This window comes from Paenibacillus peoriae KCTC 3763, from assembly GCF_000236805.1.
GTDB classification, from domain to species: Bacteria; Bacillota; Bacilli; order Paenibacillales; family Paenibacillaceae; genus Paenibacillus; species Paenibacillus peoriae.
Window position 1 is genome coordinate 110,166 of the sequence record NZ_AGFX01000012.1, and the last position, 23,772, is coordinate 133,937.

General features: G+C 52.4%; 2 protein-coding genes (1 of these 2 cut by a window edge). Both read right to left on the minus strand.

From position 1 onward, the window contains the following. On the minus strand, positions 1-17,968 hold the beginning of the coding sequence (locus KQI_RS26705) for a non-ribosomal peptide synthase/polyketide synthase (RefSeq protein ID WP_241763862.1). The gene continues 18,533 nt to the left of window position 1, outside the view; the window shows 17,968 of its 36,501 coding nt (coding positions 1-17,968); it begins with the start codon at positions 17,966-17,968; the stop codon falls past the left edge of the window. Continuing rightward, a complete protein-coding gene (locus KQI_RS29190) occupies positions 17,869-23,766 on the minus strand; it encodes a non-ribosomal peptide synthetase (RefSeq protein ID WP_241763864.1) in 5,898 nt (1,965 codons plus the stop codon). Before KQI_RS29190 ends, KQI_RS26705 begins: the two co-directional genes overlap by 100 nt. Positions 23,767-23,772 lie beyond the last annotated feature (6 nt).

The following is a 23,772-nucleotide window of genomic DNA, read 5'->3' on the forward strand; positions in this document are numbered from 1 at the left end:
TCTGCTCCAGCAGTGCAAAGTACGTACCAAACACTTCGCCTGTCACCAGCGATAGACACCAGCCATCCATTACAATGTGATGGAAGCTCCAGACCAGGTGATACGTCTGTTCATCTGTCTGCAACACCTGTACGCGCATGAGCGCATCCGTACCGAGATCAAAGCCCCGAGCCTGGTCCTGCAGTTTGAACGTCTGGATATACGCCTGCTGTTCCGCTTTTTGCATTCCGCGCAGATCCGCGAAGGAGAGGTCGCTACCTTTGTGACGGAACACAATCTGCAATGGCTCCTGATTTCGGCCTGTCTCAAACATATGGAAATTGGTCCGCAGCGCTTCATGCCGCTGTGTCAGCAGATCGAGACTCTGACGGAAAACTGCAACATCAAAACTGCCATGTTGATCAAACGATGCTTGCTGGAAGTATGCGCCTGACCCCGGCTCCATCAGACTATGGAAAAGCATTCCCTTCTGCATCGGAGAAAGAGCATACACATTTTCCAGTTCACCAACAGAAGCCGTTTGCTCAGTCAATTGTTCCAGCTGCTCCAATGTCAAGCCTTTAAACAATACATCACTTGGTGTCAGCTCACTCCGCTCCTTGGAGGCGCAATGAACGATCACTTCCTGCAAGCTTTCCTGCAGCAGCCGCGCAAAGTTTTCTACGTTTTGCCCATGATATACCTTGCTGTCATAGCGAATTTCCAGCGTCAGCATGCCTGCTGTAATCATGCCGTTCACATTCAGTGGATGCTCTAAAAGGGTGCTGTCACTCATCGGCTCTCCACCTGTATGTGAAGACAGGCTGATATCACTATTTTCTAAATCCTGATCAAATTGTCCCAAATAGTTAAAACTGATTTCAGGCTGCAAGGTTAAGAAATGATCGGCATCATCCTGAGACATATATTTCAAAATGCCGTAGCCAATCCCCTTATGCGGTACATGGCGCAGGTCTTCCTTTACCCGCTTGATTCGCTGGTCTATTTCTGCCTTTCCGTCAACATCGAGCAGCACTGGATACTGGCTCGTAAACCAGCCCACTGTACGTGTGATATCGATATCTGGAACGATGGCTTCCCGGCCATGACCCTCCAGATTGACCAGCACACGCTCTTGGCCGCTCCAACTGTATAATGCCGTACCGAGTGCGGTTAACAGCAGATCATTCACCTCTGTGTTATACGCACGGTGCGCTTCCTGAAGCAGTAGTCGTGTTTCCTGCTCGCTCCAGGCCACCGTTACAGTCTCACTGTCTCTCAGCGGATAATGTGGTCCTTCCGCTCTCTCGTGATCCTTAGGCAGCGATGCGACTTCCGTTTGGGCAAGACGCTGCCAGTATCCGCGTTCATTTTCGATGGCCGGACTATTCGCATATTGAGACAACCGCTCTGCCCAAGCGGAGAACGAATCCGTTTTGTAAGGCAAACGAATCGTTTCTCCCCGAACTGCCTGCTCATATCCGGAGGCAAAATCCTCAAACACAATTCGCCATGAAATGCCGTCCACCACCAAATGGTGAATCGCAATCAGTAAATGATCTCCATCCATGCAGTGGAAAAACCCCAGCTTGACCAGTGGTCCCTCGTCCAGACGAATGGAACTTTGGATGGCATTTGCCTTTGCTTCAATGGCCTTTACCACATCCGCAGCCTCTTCTACGTCCGTCAGATCAACAACGTCCAGACTGTACAGCTGGCCTTCATTCAAGTCACGATTCCACGCTTCATAGCCCTGTTCGGTCTGACGGAAGACCATACGCAAGGCATCATGATGCCCGGCAACCTTGGTCACCGCTTGATGCAATGCATCTACATCGAATCCTTCCGCTCTATGCAGCATCACCGATTGATTAAAATAATGCGGCTCTACCGATGATTGTCCAAAGAACCATTGCTGTATCGGAGTCAGCTTGACCGCTCCCGAAATCGCGCGCTGATCGGCGGTACGGCTGACCTTATGCACATGACCGCTCAGCAGCGATATGGAAGGATACTGGAACAAATCCTTCATTTCCAGCTTGTAGCCAGCTTGCAGCAAACGGGAGGATACCTGGATCGCCTTGATCGAATCGCCGCCCAGATCAAAGAAATTATCCAAAATCCCGACTCTCTTCGCGCCCAACACGGCCTGCCAAATGGAAACCAGCGTCTGCTCCAGCGCTGTGCGCGGCTCTACATAATCCACTCCGCTTTGCAGGCTGCCTTCCGCTGCCGGCAGGGCCTTGCGGTCGATTTTGCCATTCGGTGTCAGCGGCATCTGCTCCAGCTGGATGAAATACGAAGGCACCATGTAATTTGGAAGCTCCTCGCCCAGCAAGCCACGCAGCTCGCCTGCGCTCACTTCTCGTTCAGCAACATAGTACGCCACCAGTTGATTTTGCCCCTGCTCGTTCTCCCGTGCCAGTACGATGACCTCTTGCACATTTTCCACTTTCAGAATTTGCGCCTCAACCTCGCCCAGCTCAATCCGGTAGCCCCGGATTTTCACCTGATGGTCGATCCGGCCCAAGTATTCGATATTGCCGTCCGGCATCCATCTCGCCAAGTCACCTGTACGGTACATCCGCTCATAGCCAGCTTCGGCAGCCGCAAACGGATTCGGTACAAATTTCTCAGCCGTCAGCTCCGGACGATCCAGATAACCACGAGCCAGACCCGGACCGGACACGCACAGTTCACCCGCTACGCCCACTGGTGCCAAATGTCCATGTATATCCACCATGTATACCCGGTGGTTCGGCATCGGACGCCCGATGGAAATCAGTTGTCCTGCTCTCGCATCCTCGGATACCGGCCAGATCGAGGTTGCGACCGAGTTTTCGGTCGGACCGTAGCCATTGTAGTACAACACCTGGTCCTTCCACTTGTATACTAGCTCTGTCGATGAGGCAGAACCCGCAGTGAACAGAATACGCAGGTTTGGCATCCGCTTCGGCTCCAGATACACCGCATAGGTCGGCGGCAAGGCAGCTACGGTAATCCGGTGATCCGCCATATATTGCTCAAACCGCTCATAGTTCAAAATCGTCTCTGATGTTGGCACGTATAACGTCGCTCCACAGAACAGCGCCTGGAAGATTTCCCAGCAAGCCGCATCAAACGAGTAGCTGGCAAACAACAGTGCATGATCCGACGTGCTGATCTGAAGCGTCTGATCAAAATACGTTTTCAGGTTGCACAGACCGTGGTGCTCCAGCATAACGCCCTTCGGCTGCCCCGTCGTCCCCGACGTATAGATCACATACGCCAAATCGTTCGGACCGGACAACGGCTCCAGATTGGAACCATCCTCGTGATACACACCCTGCACTCCATCCAGCACCAGCATGTTGCCCTCAAAAGCTGCTTTGTCCACCAGATGGCTTTGTGTTAACAACAATTTTGCTCCCGAGTCGTCCAGCATGTAGCGGATACGCTCCTCTGGATAGGTCGGGTCGATTGGGACATATGCACCCCCGGCTTTCAAAATCCCGAAGATACCCACGATCATGTCCACCGAACGCTCGGTCATCAGACCCACCAAACGATCCTTCGTCACACCTTGACTGTGCAAGGTACGTGCCAGACGGTTGGCGCGTTCATTCAGTTCGCGATAGCTCAGCCGTTCTCCTTCGAAGAACAACGCTGCCTGCTCCGGCGTCCGCATTGCTTGTGCCTCGAACAAGCCATGAATCGTTTGCTCGCTTGGGTACGCGGCTGCTGTGTTACCCCAAACCTCGACTATTTGCTCCCGCTCCTGCGCGGTTACCATATCCAGCTCATGCACCTGAATATCCGGGTTCGCTACTACCTGCTCCAGCAGCTGCACCAGATGGCCTCGAATTTGCTCTACACTTTCACGTTCAAAGGCCAGTGCATTGTAACCAAAGCTCATGTGGATAGTATTCCCCGGCAGCACCACTAGGTTAAAGTCATAATTGGTCTGCTCGACAGACTCGGCGCCGGTGATGCTGAAGCTGGACTCGGACTCTTCACCATGACCTAATTGCTCAATTTGTTCCTCTACCGGATAGTTCTCAAAAATAAGAATATGATTGATCAAATCCTGCTTAAGCTCCGACAGTCCCTGAATCTCATACAACGGGTACGTATCGTAGGCATGGGAAGCAATGGATTGCTGCTGATTTTGCTGCATCACGTCCGAGAACAAGCTACCCTCTTGAGTATTGATGCGTACAGGGATCGTATTGATAAACAGGCCAATGATGTGCTCCACATTCGGAATTTCTGCCGGACGTCCAGATACGACACTGCCAAACACCACATCATCCGTGCCATTATATTTTTGCAGCAAAATGCCCCAAACGGTCTGCATCAACGTATTGATGGTCACCTGATAACGCTTGGCTACTCGCTGAATGCCAGCCGTTAGCTCTGCACCCAGGTCAAAGTCCAGACGCTCTGCCTGATAGCCCGTTTTGCCCTGAATTTTTGCCTGTGGCAAGCGGGACTGCTCCTCATATCCTTCCAGAATCTTGCTCCAGTAACCGGCTGCAGCCTGACGATCCTGCTGCTCCAGCCAATCGATATATTGACTGTACGGCGTTACAGGTGCCAGCTCCGGCTGCTTATGGGCTAGTATCGCAAAATAGCTCGCAAACACTTCGCCTGTCACCAGCGACAAGCACCAGCCATCCATCACGATATGATGGAAGCTCCATACAAAACGGTACGAATCCTCACCCGTGCGCAAAACAGCAACACGCATCAATGCATCCTGTGCCAGATCAAAGCCCCTCTGCTTGTCTTTGCGCGTAAATTCAAGGATGTAATCGTTTTGCTTCACTTCCTCCATATCCCGCAAATCCTCTACATACAGCTCGCTGCGCTTATTCCGGTACACGACCTGAAGCGGTTCATCCTTCCAGCCGCTGTAGAAATTTGTGCGCAGTGCCGTATGCCGCTGCACCAATATATCCAAACTTGCCACAAACGCAGCCATGTTAAAATGTCCTTGCAAATCAAACGATGCCTGCTCAAAATACGCTCCCGATTGCGAATCCATCAGATTGTAAAAGAGCATGCCCTTCTGCATCGGCGTCAGAGCGTATACATTTTCCAGCTCACCTATATGTCCAGCCTGTTCCGCAATTTGTTCCAGTTCTCCAGTCGTCAGACCTTTGAAGGACACATCACTCGGGGTCAGCTCCGGCTGTTCCTGAGCGACACAATGCGCAATTACCTCTTGCAAGGCAGATTGCAGTAGTCCCGCCACCCGTTCTAGTGTTTCCTTGCGATACTGCTTGCGGCTGTAAGCGATCGTCAAGCGCAGCGTACCTTCCGAGATCATCGCGTTTAAATCCAGTGTGTACGGTAAACGGGAATGTGCATCCTCTGTCTCGCCTACACTGTAGGACGACAACGTCATTCCGCTGTTTTGTAAATCCTCATCCACCTGGCCCAAATAGTTAAAGCTGATTTCCGGCTCTGCTGCGGTCGTGCGCATTTCATCCGCAGAGGACGCAGGGGACAGATAACGCCAGGTGCCATATGTCAGCCCTTTATGCGGAATCCGGCGCAGGCCTTCCTTCGTTTCTTTGATCCGCTTTGCCAGAGTCATTCCCTTGCCTGTCTCCAGCAGCACCGGATACAAGCTCGTAAACCAGCCGATCGTACGCGTGATATCCACCTCTGGATGAATCGCTTCCCGGCCATGTCCCTCCAGGTTCACCAGAACCTGTCCTGCACCTGTCCAGTTATGCAACGCTAGCCCCAGCGCGGTCAGCAGCAAATCATTGACCTCGGTGTTGTATGCGCGATGGGCCTGCTTCAACAGCTGCCGGGTTTCGTCTTCGCCCCACTCCACCGTCAGCACTTCGCTGTCGGCATTCAAGGAGCCTTCATAGACAAAATCCTTAGGCAGCGGAGCCATCTTGGCTTTGGCCTGCTCTACCTGCTTCCAGTAGGACGCATCCGATGCAGCCGCAGAACGATGGTAAGCCGTCAACTCGCGTGCCCACGTTTGGAAGGAATCCGTTTTATAAGGCAATCGTACAGGCTCGCCCTTCATTGCTTGCTCGTAGCCTGTAGCGAAATCCTCAAACAGAATCCGCCACGATACCCCGTCCATCACCAAATGGTGAATGGCTATCAGCAGATGATCGCCATCTGCTGTGCGGAACAGTCCGAGCTTGACCAATGGTCCTGCGGACAGGTCGATGCTGCTTTGGATCTCCGTTGCTTTCGCCTCCAGCGCCTCCGCATAGGTCGCACGTTCACGGTAGTCCACAGTTTCCAGCGTATACAACGCACCTTCCTCTACACGGCGTGTCCAAGCCGCGTAACCGGAGGCACCCGGACGGAAAAGCGTACGCAGCGCATCATGATGCTTCACGATGTGGTCCATCACCTGACGAACCGCTGCCTCCTTAAAGCCTGTGGCGCGATAGAGCATAACCGCCTGGTTAAAATGCTGTGGACGTTCGCGCTCCTGGGCAAAGAACCAGTGCTGGATCGGAAGCAACGCCGTTTCCCCGCTCACTTCTCCTTGATCGGCAATACGGCTCACTTCGTGCATATGCGGTGCCAGTGCTGCAACCGTTGGATGCTGGAACAAGTCCTTCATGTCCAGCTTGTAGCCTGCCTGGAACGCACGGGACGCGATTTGAATCGCCTTGATCGAATCGCCGCCCAGGTCAAAGAAATTGTCCAAAATACCGACGGTTTGCACGCCCAGTACGGCCTGCCAGACCGCTACCAAAGCCCGTTCTGGCGCAGTGCGCGGCTCGGCATAGTCCGCTCCGCTTTGCAGACTGCCTTCCGGTGCCGGCAATGCCTTGCGGTCGATTTTGCCGTTTGGACTCAGCGGCATTTGCTCCAGCTGTACAAAATATGACGGCACCATATAGCTTGGCAGCTCCCGGCCCAGCTCACTTCTCAGTTCGCTAGCACCCATCTCCTGCCCGGCCACGTAGTACGCCACCATTTGTTTTTGTCCCGTTTCATCCGCACGCGCCATAACGACGGCTTCTCGTATGGACTCCACTTTCAGCAGCTGCGATTCCACCTCGCCCAGCTCGATCCGGTAGCCACGGATTTTCACTTGATGGTCGATCCGGCCCAGATATTCGATGTTCCCGTCCGGCATCCATCTCGCCAAGTCACCTGTGCGGTACATCCGCTCATAGCCTGCTTCACCATCGGCAAACGGATCGGCGACGAATTTCTCCGCTGTCAGTTCCGGTCGGTTCAGATACCCACGGGCTACGCCTACACCGCTGATGCACAGCTCGCCTGCAACCCCGATCGGCTGCAATTGCTCTGTTCCTTCCTTCACGATGTACAGACGGATGTTCTGGATCGGTTTCCCGATCGGAATCACCGCATGGTCCTCTCCTGGCTCGCAATCGAAGTACGAGACGTCTACGGTCGCCTCTGTCGGGCCGTACAGGTTGATCAGCTTCGCTCCAGCCAGGCTTGACACAAGCCGTTGGAACCGTGCCACATGCTGCGGCGGCAACGCTTCGCCGCTGGCAAATACATGCCGCAGCGTACCCAGCTTCGCCTGTATCACTTCCCGTGGCTGCTGCTCCACATATTCTAGGAACGCATGCAGCATGGCAGGTACGAAGTGCATGGTGGTGACTCCGTCGCGGGCAATCGTATCGACGATGTCCTCCGGATTCTTTTCCCCGCCGACTGATAACAGGCTCACCTTCGAGCCAACCATCGACCACCAGAACAGCTCCCACACCGACACGTCGAACGTGAAGGCGGTCTTTTGCAGGATCGTATCCTCTGCGCTCAAGCCATAGCGGTCATGCATCCACAAAATCCGGTTCAGGACTGAATGATGCTCCACCATCACGCCCTTCGGTTTTCCGGTGGAACCGGAGGTGTAGATGACATAGGCTACATGGCGCGGCCCGGCCAATGGCCCCAGATTCGAGCCGTCTTCGTGGTACATCTCCTTACCATCCTGCTCCAGGCGATCCAGCACCAGCACCTTGCCGTCGAAACTCAGCGACGCCTGCTCGGCCAAATACGATTGCGTCAGCACCAGCTTCGCTCCCGAATCCTCCAGCATGAAGCGGATGCGGTCCGCCGGGTATTCCGGATCGATCGGCACGTAGGCTCCGCCTGCCTTGAGGATCGCGTAGATGCCTACGATCATCTCCAGCGAGCGCTGCACCAGAATGCCTACCGGCTGATCCGGCTGAACTCCTTCCGCGCGCAAGGTACGTGCGAGACGGTTGGCTCGCTCATTCAGCTCACGGTAGGTCAGCGATTCTGCTCCGCATAGCACCGCCACCTGATCCGGTGTTCGTCCCGCCTGCTGCTCGAACAGGGTGCTTAGCGTCTGATCCTGCGGATAAGCTGCCGCCGTATCGCCCCACACCTGAATAATCTGTGCTTGTTCTTCCGGTGTCACCAATTCAAGTTCATTCACACGGATATGCGGATTGTTCACGATTTGTCCGATGACATGATCAATATGGCCTTGGATACGCTCCATAGCAGACCGGTTATACACCAGGGCATTGTATTCAAGCAGGATGGAGATATCCTCGTCAGGCACGACAATCAGGTTAAAATCGTAGTTGGTTTGCTCTGCAAGTGCCACATTGGCAATAGAAAAGCCAGTCTGTGCTCTTGTCTCACCGGAACTGCCCACCTGCTTCATCTGCTGCCCGATCGGATAATTTTCAAACACCATAATGTGATTAATCAGGTCTTGTTTTTGTTCAGTCTGTGCCTGAATATCGTACAACGGGAACGTGTCATAGACACTGGAGGCTAATGCCTGCTCCTGCGTTTTCCGCATCATGTCCACAAATGTAGCATTCTGCGCACTGCAAATGCGTACCGGAATCGTGTTGATAAACAATCCGATCATGTTCTCCACACCTGGAATTTCTGCCGGACGACCAGATACAACACCACCAAACACAACATCCTGATTATTATTGTATTTCTGTAAAATAACGCCCCAAGCGCTTTGCAGCAATGTGTTAATCGTTACATGTTGTTGCTTGGCAATTTGGTTTAATGCGGCGCTCCGTTCTTTACCCAACATAAATGGCAGCTTTTCCGAAACATAGCCGGAATTTGAACTTCCACCACTTCTGTCTGTATCTTCATCCCGTGCTACTACAGAAGCTTGCGCGTTCTTACCAGGCAACAATGTTTGCTGCTCAAAACCCACCAAATAGTCACTCCAATAACGGGTCGCTTCCTGTGTATCCTGATGTTCCAACCATTCGATATAGTCACTATACGGCTTAACAGGTGCTAACACAGGCTGCTTGTGCTCCAGCAGGGCAAAATATGCACCAAACACTTCGTCCGTCACCAGTGACAAGCACCAGCCATCCATCACAATATGATGGAAGCTCCATACAAAACGATATGAGCTATCACCCGTGCGGAAGACGGTTACGCGCATGAGCGCATCCTTGCTTAAATCAAAGTTTCGAGCTTTATCCTGGGCCACTAATTCAGCTACAGCGTGTTCACGCCCTCTGACATCCTCATAATGGAAGCTCGGATTTTTATGAAGATAGACGATCTGCAACGGTTGACCATGCCAGCCGCTGTAGAAATTCGTCCGTAATATAGCATGTCGGCTAACCAGCAGCTTCAGGCTTTCCTCGAATATGGACGGCACAAAGTGGCCCTCAAGATCAAAGGTTGCCTGTTCAAAATACACTCCTGTTTCTGCATTCATCAGACTATGGAACAGCATACCCTTTTGCATTGGGGTTAACGGGTATACATTCTCCAATTCTCCAACGTCTTTTGTCTGCTCCATAATTGTGGCTAATTGCTCCAGCGTCAGGCCTTTTAACAGTACATCGCTTGGAGTCAATTCAGTCCGCTCCCGTGTGACACAATGCTCGATAATTTCAAGCAGGTTTGCTTTTAACAGGTCAGCCAGCATTTGAATCGTATCCTTGCGGAAGGCTTTGCCGTTATACCGAATGTCTAGTTCCAGGATACCGTTCGTTACGATTCCGCTCACATCCAGAGCATATTTCATCTTCATCCGGTCACTAACGGCCGATCCAATCGAGTAAGGAGACATACGCATATCGCTGTTTTGTAAGTCCTGATCAAACTGTCCGAGATAGTTAAAGCTCACTTGTGGCTCGGCAAAAGCTTTATGTTGACCAAGGTGCAGTGCATCTGCTTGATGACCAACGGCTTGGCCGGATTCACTCAAATGTCTCCAAATTCCGTAGCCAATTCCTTTATTCGGAATATGACGCAGGCTCTCTTTGACCTGTTTGATGCGTTCCGACAAGGCGTGATCACGACCGATGTCCAGCAATACCGGATATTGACTCGTAAACCAGCCTACAGTACGAGAAATGTCCGTATCCGGTAAAATATCCTCACGTCCATGTCCCTCCAAATTGACCAGGCTTCGCTGATGGCTCGTCCATGTGTACAGCATCATGCCCAATGCAGTCAAAAGCAGGTCGTTCACTTCCGTGTTATATGCGCGGTGTGCTTGCTTCAATAGTCTTTCTGTCTCTTCTTCCGTAAGCTTGACGACTACTGTGTCCGTGTCAGCCAAGGTAAATCTGCCAACCTGTGTCTGATCCTCAGGCAATTGTTCCTGATCAGCCAAAGCGGATGCGTTCAATTGCTCCCAGTAGGCGCGTTCACTTTCCATTGCCGGACTATTCGCAAAAGTAACCAGTCTTTGAGACCATGAACGGAAAGAATCCGTTTTGTCTGGCAGCTGAAGCACTTCCTGATTGACGGCTTGTTCATAGGCTACAGCCAAATCCTCAAACAAAATGCGCCACGATACCCCGTCCACCACCAAATGGTGAATCGCCAGCAGCAGATGATCCCCATCAGAACAGTGGAACAGACCTGCTTTGAAAAGCGGCCCTACATGCAGACGAATACTGCTTTGAATTTCGCTGGCTTTCGCCTCAATCGCTGCGTTGAGCATGGCTTCATCTGTCAAATTCCTAAAGTCCAGCACGTCCAGGTGGTACAGCTCGCCTTCCTGTATTCCGCGGTTCCATGCTTCATAGCCTTGCTCTGTCTTGCTGAACACCATCCGCAGTGCATCATGATGCTCTGTCAGTTTGCCAAGCGCCTGACGCAGAGCGGACTCGTCAAAACCCTGCTCCCGGTGCAGTGTAACCGCCTGATTAAAGTGATGCACATCCACCACTTGCTCCTGCGCAAAGAACCAGTGCTGGATCGGAAGCAACGCCGTTTCCCCACTCACTTCTCCCTGTTCTGCAATACGACTTATCTCGTGCATATGCGGTGCCAGTGTTGCGATGATTGGATACCGGAACAAATCCTTCATGTCCAGCTTGTAGCCTGCCTGGAACGCACGGGACACGATTTGAATCGCCTTGATCGAATCGCCGCCCAGGTCAAAGAAATTGTCCAAAATACCGACGGTTTGCACGCCCAGGACTGACTGCCAGACCACTACGAGTGCCCGTTCCGTTGCAGTGCGCGGCTCTGCATAATCCGCACCACTTTGCAGATTGCCTTCCGGTGTCGGCAGAGTCTTACGGTCGATTTTACCGTTCGGTGTCAGCGGCATCTGCTCCAACCAAATGAAATACGACGGCATCATATAGCTTGGCAGCTCCCGCCCCAGCTCATGTCTCAGCTCACCGGCTCCAAGCTCTTGGCTCGCGATGTAGTACGCCACGAGTTGTGTTTGGCTCGTTTCGTCCTCGCGGGCTATGATGACCGCTTCTTGTACCGACTCCACCTGCAACAGCTGCGATTCGATCTCGCCCAGTTCGATCCGGTAGCCCCTGATTTTCACTTGGTGGTCCATCCGCCCCAAATATTCAATGTTGCCGTCCGGCATCCATCTCGCCAAATCGCCTGTACGATACATCCGCTCATGGCCTGCCTTGCCACCAGCAAACGGATTATTCACAAATTTCTCTGCCGTCAGTTCTTCACGTTTCCAATATCCACGGGCCAATCCTTCCCCTGCAATACATAACTCGCCCGGCACGCCGACTGGCTGCAATTCCCCATTCGCATTCATGATATATATTTGTGTATTCGCGATGGGACGTCCGATATTAATATCTTGAGCATGGGTCAGTTCCTGTACGGTCGACCAAACCGTCGTTTCTGTAGGTCCGTACATGTTATAAATACGGGGACCGTTTATTTCTTGCAGTGCTGCGAGCAGCTTGGACGGAAGTGCTTCACCCCCGACCATAATTTCCTTTACGTTTCGCAGCGCACGGGAACCTGCTTCATGACCCAGCAGCATTTGCAGCCGCGATGGTGTCATTTGCAACATCTCAATATGATGATGAGCAATCAACTCACCCAGCGCCTGAGGGTCCACCTGATGCTGGCGGTCGCCAAGCACAACAGTCATTCCACCCAACAGTGGCAGGATGGTTTCCAATACGAAAATATCGAATGAAATGGTCGTGAGTGACAAAATGGTTTTGCTCGCTTCAAAGTTAATTACTTCGCGCATCCCTGTAATAAAGTTGAGTACCGAGCGATGCTGGAGCATAACTCCTTTCGGATTTCCAGTCGAACCAGAGGTATAGATGACGTAAGCCAAATGCTCTGGGCGGGTAATTGTCTCCAGGTTGCCGCTCTCTCCCTGATACAATTCTGCATCCTCAAGAAACATGGTATTGGCATTGCAATGGTGCTCTTCTGCCAGATCACGACTAGTCAGAAGCACAGCGGCCTCGCTGTCTTCCAGCATGTATTCAATACGGGATGACGGAAATTCGGGATCAATCGGCACATAAGCACCACCTGCTTTTAGAACGGCCAGAAGACCTACGATCATTTCCACGGAGCGCTGCACCATCAGACCGACCAGTTTGTCAGGTCCTACTCCCTGTGCTTGAAGCATTCGTGCCAATGAATTCGCCCGTTCATTCAGCTCCCGATAAGTCAGACGCTGATTTCCAAACACCAATGCTACCTGATCCGGCGTACACTCCACCTGATCCTCGAACAGCTGATGGATCGTCTGATTCCACGGATATGCACAAACGTTGTCATTAAACGCCACTGTAATCTGTTGTTTTTCTGCCGCCGTGACCAATTCCAGCTCTTCAATACGAGCATGCGGGTTGAGCGAAATTTGCTCCAGCAGACGCGCAAAATGTCCATGCAGACGCTCAATGCCTGCCTGATCAAAACTGAGTGCGTTATACATAAAACGAATCTTTATGCCTTCTCCCGGCATAACGACTACGTTCAGATCGTAGTTAGTTTGCTCTGTAGCCACCACGTTCGAAATCGTAAATGGCTCCTGTCCTTCGCTTCCCAACTGCTCTACCTGCTGCTCCACCGGATAATTTTCAAATATCATAATATGATTGATTAAATCCTGCTTTTGCTCGGTAAGCGCCTGAATTTCATACAGCGGGAACGCGTCATAGGCATTGGAGGCCAGCGCCTGTCGCTGTGTTCGCTTCATCAGCTCAACAAAGGCTTCGCCCTTTTCGGACTGAACTCGTACTGGGATCGTATTAATGAACAGCCCGATCATGCGCTCCACACCCGGAATATCGCCTGGACGACCGGACACAACGCTGCCAAATACGACATCCGTACTGTTGTTATATTTTTGTAACAGCACACCCCATACCGTCTGAATCAGTGTGTTGATCGTCACCTGATTTTGCTTCGCCACCCGATCAATTTGTGCGACCAGTTCCGGCTGGAAGTCGCATTCCAGCTCTCCGGCGACATATTCCCCGGATTGTATGGATTTAGGCTGTGTTTTTTGCTGCGGAAGTGTAATTTGCTGCTCGTAGTCTGCCAAATATCCGCTCCAGTATTGCAGGGACGCCTCACGGTCCTGACGCTCCAGCCATTCAATAAAACGGCTGAACGGCGTAACAGGCTCCAGCACGGGCTCTTTACCCGCACGCAGTGCCAAATAGCTGCCAAATACCTCCTGCGTCATAAAGGACAAGCACCAGCCATCCATCAAAATGTGATGGAAGCTCCAAATAAAGTGGTACGTTTCATCCCCCGTTTGCAAAATGGAAACACGAATGAGCACATCCTCTGCCAGACGGAATCCTTTGGCTTTATCTGCAAGGATAAAAGCTTCAACATAAGCTTTACGTGCCTCTTTTTCCAGTCCGCGCAAATCTTCGTAATACAATGCTCCACTGCGGTTGCGGAAGACGACCTGCACAGGCTCATCCTTCCAGGAACTGATAAAGTTCGTCCGCAGTGCCTCATGACGTTGTACAAGCAGATCAAAGCTTTTACCGAAAGCGACTACATCAAAACGCCCGTTCAACTCAAAGGTTGCCTGCTCAAAATAAGCCGCCGAATCCGCGTCCATCAGGCTGTAGAAAAGCATACCCTTTTGCATCGGCGTTAAGGCATACACATTTTCCAGCTCACCCATATCTCGCGTATCTTCCACCAATTGCTCCAACTCGTCCAGCGTTACGTTATTTAGCAGAACATCACTTGGCGTCAATACCGTTCTTTCCTGGGCAACACAATGACTAATCACCTCACGCAAACCGACTCCCAGCAGCTCTCCTAGCCGTGCAATCGTTTCATGACGGAATTGCGTTGTACCGTAGCGAATAGTGAAGAGCAGCTCGCCATCCTCGATCACGCCATTGATATCCAGTGCAAAATCCATAGCCGCATTTGTGCTGACAGGCACACCGATGGAGTAAGACGAAGGCTGCAGATCATTGCCTTTATAATCCTGATCGAATTGTCCCAGATAGTTAAAGCTAATCTCTGGCTCTGTCTGAAGCTTCACGCCTGCTTGCACAAAAGCATCCGTATTTGACAAGTACCGCAAAATACCGTAGCCAATGCCTTTTTGCGGGATATGACGCAGCCCTTCCTTGACCTGTTTGATCAAACGGGCGGTATTTCCGGCTTGTCCCAGACTTCCATCCAGTACAACCGGGAACTGGCTCGTAAACCAGCCGATCGTCCGTGTAATATCCACATCCGGCACAATGGCCTCCCGTCCATGGCCCTCCAGGTTGATCAGCACCCGTTCGGAACCGGACCATTCATATACGGCTTTGCCGAGTGCAGCCAGCAGCAGGTCATTCATTTCCGTGTTATACGCGCGGTGAGCCTGCTTGAGCAGCAGATCCGTTTCCTGCTTCGTCCAGCGGACAGTTACTACCTGACTGTCTCCAAGCAGGGCTTTATCATTCGCGTAATCCTTCGGCAACGGCTTCACCAGGTTTGCTTCCGCTTGTTCGATATGCTGCCAGTAAGCAAGCTCCCGCTCCATCATCGCGCTGTTCGCATAAGCCGACAGATGCTCGGCCCATGTCTGGAACGAATCTGTTTTGTGCGGCAATCGAATGGCTTTGCCCGTTTTCCCTGCGACAGCCTGTTCATAACCGGACGCCAAATCCTCCAGCAGAATACGCCATGATACACCGTCTACCACCAGATGGTGAATGACGATCAACAAATGATCGCCCCCAGCGCATTGGAATAGACCAAGCTTCACCAAAGGTCCTTCGCTCAACCGAATGCTAGCTTGAATTTCACTCGCTTTGGCTTCCACAGCGGCAGATTCATCTTCAACCCCGCTGAAATTCACAATGTCCAGTGCATACAGCTTGCCTTCCTCCACACTGCGGTTCCAGGCTGCGTAGCCATGCTCTGTCGTGCGGAATACGGTACGCAATGCATCATGATGCTGGATTATGCGTTCCATCGTGCGGCGCAGCGCGTTTACGTCAAATCGTCCAGCTCGATACAGCATCATCGCCTGGTTGCTGTGATGCAGGTCAACTGGCTGCTGCTCAAAGAACCACCGTTGAATGGGTGTCAGCTCCACCTTGCCTGCAACATCTTCCTGACTGGCGATTTTGCCATCTGTACGAAGCAAAGGACTAAGCGACGCTACCGTCGGATTGCTGAACAGGTCCTTCATATCCAGCCGATAGCCTGCTTGCAGCAAGCGGGACGATACCTGCAGCGCCTTGATCGAATCGCCGCCCAGCTCGAAGAAGTTATCCTGCGTGCCTACCGCTTCCACGCCGAGAACTCCGGCCCATACCGTAGCTAGTACCTGCTCGACCGTAGTACGCGGTGCTACATAAGCTGCGCCGGTATGGATACTACCTTCCGGTTCTGGCAAGGCCTTGCGGTCGATTTTGCCGTTGCTGGTCAGTGGGATGGCCTCCAGGCGCATCAGGCGTGCAGGCACCATGTGTGCCGGCAGCCCGACTTCCAGCTCGGCCTGCACCTGCTCGATTCGCAGCTCCGCTTCCCCGGTGAGATATCCGCACAGATATTTGTGCCCGCGCTCATCCGTCCGGTCGATCACCACCGCTTGACGCACGCCCGGCACCCGCTGGATCGCCGTTTCGATCTCGCCCAGTTCGATCCGGAAGCCCCGGATTTTGACCTGATAGTCCATCCGGCCGATGAAGTCCACATTGCCGTCCGGCATCCACCGCGCCAAGTCCCCTGTGCGGTACAGCCGTTCACCCGGCACGTACGGATTGGCCACGAATTTCTCCGCCGTCAGCTCTGCACGGTTCAGGTAGCCCCGTGCTACTCCGGCTCCGCCGATGCACAGCTCGCCCAGTACGCCGATTGGCACCGGATTCAGCTGGCTGTCCACGATGTAGAAGCGGGCGTTCAGCCACGCCTGACCTATCGGCACACTGCCGCTGCCTGGCAGCTTCGACAGTTCTTCGTCGTAGAAGCTGGAGTCGATCGCCGCCTCCGTGACGCCATAGCTGTTAATGATGCGAATATCCGCGCCAAACCGTTCCTGCAGCACCCGGTAATCCGTGACGCTGCAACTATCCGAGCTGGTGATGAGCAATTCCAGGCTGCTCATGTCCAGTCCGTATTCATGCACATGCTGCATAAACGGTACGATCAAGGCCGGGGTAGATTCGAACACCGTAATCTGATAATCGCGAATCCAGCCATACAGACGGCTTGGATCAATCCGGTCGTCTTTCGGGCAAATGACCATCGTGCCGCCGTTATAGAATGCCCGTGCTATATCGCCGACGAATACGTCGAAGGAGAAGCTCGCCAGTTGCAGCAGCCGTACCGGGAACTGGCTGAGACGGTAATCCCGGCGATACGCCGCAGCCGTATTCACCAGGCTGCGATGCTCGATCATGACGCCCTTCGGACGTCCCGTTGTCCCGGAGGTGTAGATTACATACGCCAAATCCTGTGGCTCATTGATGTGCTCGGTATCCATGGTATCCCCGGTGTACAGCGACTCATCGTCCAACGCCATTACGGTATGCAGTCGCAGTCCCGTTGCGGGTTCGGATACTGCTTCGCTGTCAGTTGACAAAGCTGAGGTTAAGCTCAGGTCTCCACTGAGCGCATACGTATCCATATCCTGTTCCAACATTTCAGCACTAACCGCCGTTTCCAGTTGGCCTTCGGATTTTGCTCCCGCTAAAGCCCACTGGCTTTCCTCCAGCCATACCTGTGCACGCTCCTGCAAGCCGGTTTGAGTCAGCAGCACCGTCGCCCCACTGTCTTCCAGCATAAAGCGGATTCGCTCGGACGGATAATCGGCATCCAAAGGCACATACGCCCCTCCGGCCTTCCATACCGCCAGTACGCCGACCAGCATGTCCACCGAACGTTCACTCAAAATGCCGACAATCGACTCGCGTCCAATCCCTTCATTCCGCAATCTGCGGGCCAATTGGTTTGCACGCTCGTTCAGTTCACGGTACGTAAGTTGCTGCTCCTCGTACACAACCGCCACGTGATCCGGTATTAGCTGTGCCTGTTCTTCCACATAAGGGTGGAACAACAATTCTGCTTCCTTCGCATCACTCCACGCCGACACGCCAACTGAACCAAACCCGTCGATGATTTTCGCTTTTTCCTCAGCAGTCACCAGCTCAAGCTCATCGACCAGCGCATCCGGTCTGTTAATCGCTTCCTCTATGATATGTAGCAAATGCTCACGAATTTGCTCCACAGCCGCGCGTTCAAACACCAGCGCATTGTATTCCAAATGAATACCGATTTCATCGCCCGGCACAATCGTAATGTTAAAAAATCATAGTTCGTTTGCTCCGACATGGAAGCATTGGCAATGGTAAAGCCGTTCGTGTCACGGCTGCCCATTTGCTCCATACGCTGTTCCACCGGATAGTTCTCAAACACCATAATATGGTTCACCAGATCCTGCTTCTGCTCCGTCAGGGCCTGAATTTCATACAACGGATAGGTTTCATAGGCACGGGAAGCAAGCGCCTGCTCCTGTGTCTGCTTCATCAGCCCGGCGAACGTAACATCTTTGCCGCTATGAATCCGTACTGGAACGGTATTAATGAACAAACCAATCATTTTATCGATGCCTGGAATATCCGCTGATCTACCGGATACGACACTACCAAATACAACGTCCCGGCTATGGTTATACCGTTGTAATACAACACCCCACGCCGCTTGCAGCAGCGTATTGACCGTCACCTGCTGCTGCTTGACCAGCCTGTTCATCTGTTCCGTCACTTCACGGCTTAGCGTAAACGAAAGCTTGTCCGCCTCATATCCCTTGGCATGACCATCCAACTGCTTGGCTTGCGGCAGCACCGTCTGTTGTTCAAAGCCAGTAAAATAGTCACTCCAAAACTGTTCAGCCTCTGCGTTGTCCTGCCGTTCCAGCCATTCAATATATTCGCTATATGGTGTTACCGGAGCAAGCTCAGGCTTGCGGCCTTCGAGCAGGGCAAAGTACGTCTGGAATGCTTCCCCTACGACCAGGAACAAGCACCATCCGTCCATCAAAATATGGTGGAAGCTCCACACAAAACGATATGACTCCTCGCCCGTACGTAATATAGATACTCTCATCAGCTCGCCTGAGCTAAAATCAAAGCCCTCTGCTTTGTCGCGCTCTGCAAAATCGGCAATGTACGCGTTCAGCTCTCCTTGCTCCATCGAACGCACATCTTCAAAACGAAATCCGGCTAGTTTGTGGCGGTACACCACCTGTAAAGGCTGCTCATTCCACCCGCTATAAAAGTTCGTTCTGAAAATTTGATGGCGATCCACCAGCAGATTCAGGCTTTCGACAAAAGCATCCACCTGGAAGCTGCCTTGCAGATCAAAGGTCGCCTGCTCAAAATATGCTCCTGATTGCGGCTCCATCAAGCCATGGAACAGAATTCCCTTTTGCATCGGCGTCAGCGAATAAATGTTTTCCAGCTCTCCGGCAGCAGCGGTTTGCGCTACAATGTGCTCCAATTCTCCAGCCGTCAGTCCTTGGAAGGACAGATCGCTTGGTGTCAACTCCGGCAGCTCTTTTTCCACACAATGAGCCAAGACCTGGCGGAAGCTTTCCTGCAACAGATCAGCCAGTCTTTTGATTGATTTTTTCATGAATGTTTTGCTGCTGTAGCTGATCGTCAGTTCCAGCACACCGTCCGTGATCATGCCGTTGATATCAAGCGCGTATCGCTTGGTCAACGTATCACTAATGGAAGCCCCGATAGAATAAGGAGACATGTGGAATGCATTATGTTTCAAATCCTGATCGAATTGTCCGAGATAGTTAAAGCTGATTTCCGGCTCGGCAACAAAAGGGGGTTCCCCTTCCCTGGCAGCAGCAAGATATCTCAAAATTCCGTATCCAATCCCTTTATGCGGCAAACGGCGCAGCCCTTCCTTGACATTCTTGACACGCCGTCCCACATCCCGGTGCTCGCCCATTTCCAGCACAACCGGGAATTGGCTGGTAAACCAACCGACTGTACGCGTAATATCCACATCAGGCAAAATGGCTTCCCGTCCGTGGCCCTCCAGATTGACAAGCACCTGGCTGATGCCTGCCCACTCATGAATAGCGGTGCCCAGAGCTGTCAGCAGCAGGTCGTTCGCTTCCGTATTGTAGGCACGGTGTGCCTGCTTCAAGAATTGCTCCGTTTCCAAGGCCGTCCACGCCACCGTGAGTGTACGATCATCGCGTAGCTGAGGCTTGGTCTCGGATTTGCGAGTGTAGTCCTTGGGCAATGCTGCCTGAGTAGCTCCAGGTTGCTCAAGCTGTTGCCAGTACGCACGCTCCTTCTCCAATGCGGTGCTGCTCGCATAAGCTGACAGCTGATCGGCCCACAGGCGGAAGGAATCCGTCTTATTCGGCAAACGGACAGACTCACCCCGTAAAGCCTGCTCATAGCCGGACGCCAAATCCTCCAGTAAAATACGCCACGACACACCATCGACCACCAAATGATGGATCGCAATCAGCAAATGATCCCCATCAGCGCAGCGGAACAGACCCAGCTTTACCAAAGGGCCTTCCTCCAGACAGATACTGCTTTGAATTTCGCCCGCTTTGGCCTCCAGCACATGAGCAAAATCAGGTTCATTCGTAAAGTCCACGACTTCGAGACTGTAGAGCTCACCTTCCTGTACGCCACGGTTCCATGCTTCAAACCCGCCGTCTGCATTTTGGCAGAATACGATACGCAATGCGTCGTGATGCTCAACAATGCGTTGCAATGCCTGACGAAGCGCCGTTTCATCCATGCGATCCTCGCGATGCAGCATCAAGGCCTGATTATAGTGTTCTGGCTTGGATGGCTGCTGCTCAATAAACCAATGCTGAATCGGCGTTAATGCCACTGCACCCGTGACTTCCCCTTGGTCTGAAACGCGGCTTACCTGCTGTACCCGCCCATTCAGCTCCGCAATAGTCGGATATTGGAACAGTTCCCTCATTTCCAGCTTATAGCCATTTTGCAGCAGTCTTGAAGACACCTGAATGGCCTTGATCGAGTCGCCTCCCAGATGGAAAAAGTTATCTAGTACACCAATTTGCTCGATGCCCAGCACAGATTGCCATACCAATACCAATGTCCGCTCCACTTCGGTTCGAGCTGCTACATAATCCTCACCGGAGTCCACACTTCCCTCTGGCTGCGGCAACGCCCGACGATCCACCTTGCCATTCGGCGTCAGCGGCAATTGCTCCAGCTGCACAAAATACGAAGGCACCATATAGCCTGGCAGTTCCTGGCTCAACGCGCTGCGCAGCTCACTTGCCGCTACATCCGCTTGGGTCACCACATAGGCGCACAGTTGCTTCTGTCCCTGCTCGTCCTCACGTGCGATCACCACTGCTTCACGCACCGCTTCCAGCTTCAGCAGCTGCGCTTCCACCTCGCCCAGCTCGATCCGGTACCCCCGGATTTTCACCTGGGCATCGATCCGTCCCTTGTATTCCAGCGTTCCATCCGCATTCCAGCGCACCAGGTCGCCTGTGCGATAGCAGCGTTCTCCACTGCGGAACGGACTATCGATGAACTTTTCAGCCGTCAGGTCAGGACGGTTGCGGTAGCCCCGGGCCACCCCGTCACCGCCCACAATCAGCTCTCCCCACGCCCCGACAGGCTGCAGCTGCATTGAACGGTCCACGACATACGCCGTCGAGTTATGGATCGGACGGCCAATCGGCACCGATTCGGATTGCACTCCGCTAATCGCATGCGTGGTGGAGAAGGTCGTATTTTCCGTCGGTCCATAGCCGTTGATGATCCGCAGGGCCGGATAAGCCTTCAGCACCCGGTTAATATGCGGTACAGACAGCACATCCCCGCCGACCAGCAGCTCCCGTATCCCCTCGAACAGCTCCAGATCCTGCTGAGACAGCTGGTTGAAGAGCGGCGCCGTCAGCCACATCGTGGTAATGCCATGGCTGCGCACGGCTGCCTTCAGCTTCGGTGCGTCCAAAATCACATCCTGGCTCACCATTACCAGCTGGCCGCCGTTCAATAGCGCTCCCCATATTTCAAAGGTGGACGCGTCAAACACAACGGCACCGGTCTGCAAAATGCGCGTGTCGGCATCGAGTTGTGCATAGTTTGTATTTTTTACCAAACGTACGACATTACGGTGCTCTACCATGACCCCTTTGGGCTGTCCAGTCGTTCCCGAAGTGTACATCAAATAGGCGAGTCGATCCCCGAATTTACCTACTTGTGAAATCTCATTTCTCGGATTTGTATAATGGGTATAATCCGCACGATGAGGCTCGTTTTGATCCAATTGTACGGTATTTAAGCCTTGATCATCCTCTGACCCGTATACAGCGGCATCGCTCAAATCCAGCACAATTCCGCTGTAGTCATCCGGCTGCTGCTCCGCACGCTGCACCAGCAGCAGCTTCGCGCCTGAATCCTCCAGCAGGTAGCGTACACGTTCTGCTGGATAATCCGGGTCAATTGGCACATACGCGCCACCCGCCTTGAGGATCGCCAGCATGCCGACGATCATATCTGTGGAACGCTCAGCGACGATACCTACCGTCTGTTCAACAGTCACTCCGTGACCGCGCAGCGTGTGAGCCAGCCGGTTGGCCTGGTTATTCAGCTGCCCATAGGTTAGACTACTGTTTCCAAACACAACCGCTGTCTGATCCGGTGTACGCTCTGCCTGCTGCTCGAACAGCTCATGAATCCCTACATCGTGTGGATATTGCACGGCTGTAGCATTAAACACATCCACAATTTGTGCCCGCTCTTCGTCACTAATCAGCGACAATTCCTGTATCCGCTTCTGTGGTCCTTGCACCATATGCTTCGCCACACTTAGGAACTGTCGGATAATCCGGGCAATCTCCTGCTCGCTGAACAGCTCTGTACGATAATCCAGGTACAGCACAAGTTTATCGTCATCCAGCATTTCTACCATGTGGATATCGAAGTCATTTACCGTATCGCCGCAAAAATCGTTGTCCACCTGCAAAATGGCTTCGTCAAAACGGGAGAAACTCAGCGTACGATACTGAATTGAAGCGCCGAACAGGCGCTGGATATCCAGACTGCTTTGCTGCTCACGCAAATCCTGAATGATTTTGTTATACGGGTAACGCTGGTGCCGCAAAATGGACGATTGCTCCTTACCCACACCTTGGAGGAAAGTCAGCAACTCGGATTCCGGCTCAACCAACAGGCGCGTAGCCACAGTGCTGACGAACATGCCAATCGTGTCTTTTTCCTTCTTCGACGTACGGTTGGCATACAGTGTACCCACTGTTAAATCCTCTTCACCCGTCACTTTGTGCAAATAAATATAGAGGGCAGCGAGGAAGAATGTAAAAATACTGATTTTGTGCTCTTCGCAAAAAGCTGTAACACCACGATACAATTCATGATCCAATACATAGCTTTCCCGGCGAGCAGCCGTGCTCAGCGTTAGCGGATTGTATGATTTTAATCCGGTAGTCTCCGGCAAATCGGCAAACTTCTCCGTCCAGTACGTCTTGTCCTTTTCATAGCGGTCCGATAGCTCATAGCTTTGCTCCACCTGAATAAAGTCCAGATATGGATTCGCTTTAACTGGTGTATCTTTACCAGTACCATGCACAATCTCCATGTAATGCGCGGTAATTTCATTCACAGCTTGATTCATGGACACACCGTCTGAAATAATATGGTGCATCTTGAAATTAAACCAGGTTTCTTCTGCTCCCAACTGCAAAATAACAAACCGGTACAGCTGCGAATCCAGTAATGAAAACGGCTGTGGATTATGACGTTGTAACCATAGACCAGCTTCCTCCGGGGTAACCTGGAGCGTTTCTATAGTTTGAACCGTATATGGCTCTACATATTGATATGGAATACCATCCTGAGCAGTGATTTTGATGCGAAAAGAATCGTTGTGTGCAATGACTTGGTTCATCGCCTGCTGCAATGCATCTATACGAACAGTTCCCCTGATTTTAACAGTTGCAATAATCGTGGACGTGTTGCGATTGGGATACAGAAGCTCTGTATACCAAATACGTTGCTGTGGCTGGCTTAATGAAAACATTTGAACATCATGCTGAGTCATATGTCT